Raw genomic sequence first — 1,236 nt, 5'->3', positions numbered from 1 at the left:
CAAATTCAAGAACCTCTGTCATGGACGACGCCGAAAGCGGCGCGGTAATGGGGTAGGGAAACGCAGAGGCTAATCGCTCTAACTTCACTTGCCTGGAGGATTGCAGGAGATTGAGCAAGATGCCTCATACTCAAAACTGAGCAGGAGTTAAGTGTTGTTGGAGATGCGTCCGATCCAATTGCGGTAGCATATTTTTTGATAGGTCGTTGGTAACGTAAATTCCATTATTCCTATATTTTTTTGACCACAAGTAGGTCAACACCTGACGCTATCTGGGTTCTGGCGGGGTTGTCACCCCGCCTGAAAATTAACCAAGCTTTGCTCTAGATTTCCGGGTTTTAGGTAAGGCGAATGTATAAAGCCCTAGCTAGAGCAATTATTAGAAATTCGGAGCCGCCGATATCTTTGATTAATTGAATTTGAAAAAATAAAATTTGAGGCGCTACTTATATCGGTAAGGTGCGCCTTCCCAACTTGCAATATAAAGTTTCTGCGTTCCCGACTGTTTACATTACATCATCTGCCGTTAATCGCTATCAAACTCGCAGTCGCAACAGCTCAAAACCTGCCTCCGGATAGAAGTACGGATTTCAATAATGCAGAACAACAAACTTTTCTCCTTAATTAGAATTCCCCAGCTCGATTGCTGAGGTCTTCATTGTGCTTGCTGCCAACCGCATCTCTAACCTTCTGACCAGGTGAATCTACAGCAAATATTAAACATTCTCATGGGTATGCAAAATGAGTTCAGTTTTTGCCAGTATAGATTCACAATCTGTTATCCGCAATTCTCTTCCTAAATCTCTTGTCTTCATTGATTCCGGCTTAGATGACTATCAAAGTCTGGCGGGCGGCATACTTCCCGGTACCGAGACAATCATATTAGATAAAAATGGCAACGGAGTCGAGCAAATTACTGCAAAACTGCAAACAATCGCTGCTGCGGGAGGAACTGTAGACCAAGTTCACATTTTTTCTCACGGCAGTTCTGGCAGCTTGCAGCTTGGTTCTGCGACGTTGAATAGGGATAATTTGCCGCCCTATGAAAATCTGTTGCAAGGGTGGCGAAATGCACTGAGCGAAAAAGCTGATATCCTGCTTTACGGTTGCGATGTTGCTGCGGGTTCGGGGAGCGATTTTGTCGATCGCCTGGGGGAGTTAACGGGGGCTGATATTGCAGCATCTGGCGATCGCACTGGCCGCGGTGGTAACTGGAATTTGGAGTTTGCCAAAGGG

The 1,236-nt window shown here is 45.5% G+C and carries 1 protein-coding gene; it reads left to right on the top strand.

Going from position 1 to position 1,236, the window contains the following annotated elements; translation table 11 throughout:
• Nucleotides 1-741: 741 nt before the first annotated feature.
• On the top strand, nucleotides 742-1,236 hold a 495-nt coding region (locus tag QUB56_RS36950; RefSeq protein WP_332961310.1), incomplete at its 3' end, for a DUF4347 domain-containing protein.

Source organism: Microcoleus sp. AR_TQ3_B6 (assembly GCF_036702785.1).
In the GTDB taxonomy this organism is placed as follows: Bacteria; Cyanobacteriota; Cyanobacteriia; order Cyanobacteriales; family Microcoleaceae; genus Microcoleus.
This window is presented reverse-complemented; position numbering and strand designations above follow the sequence as displayed.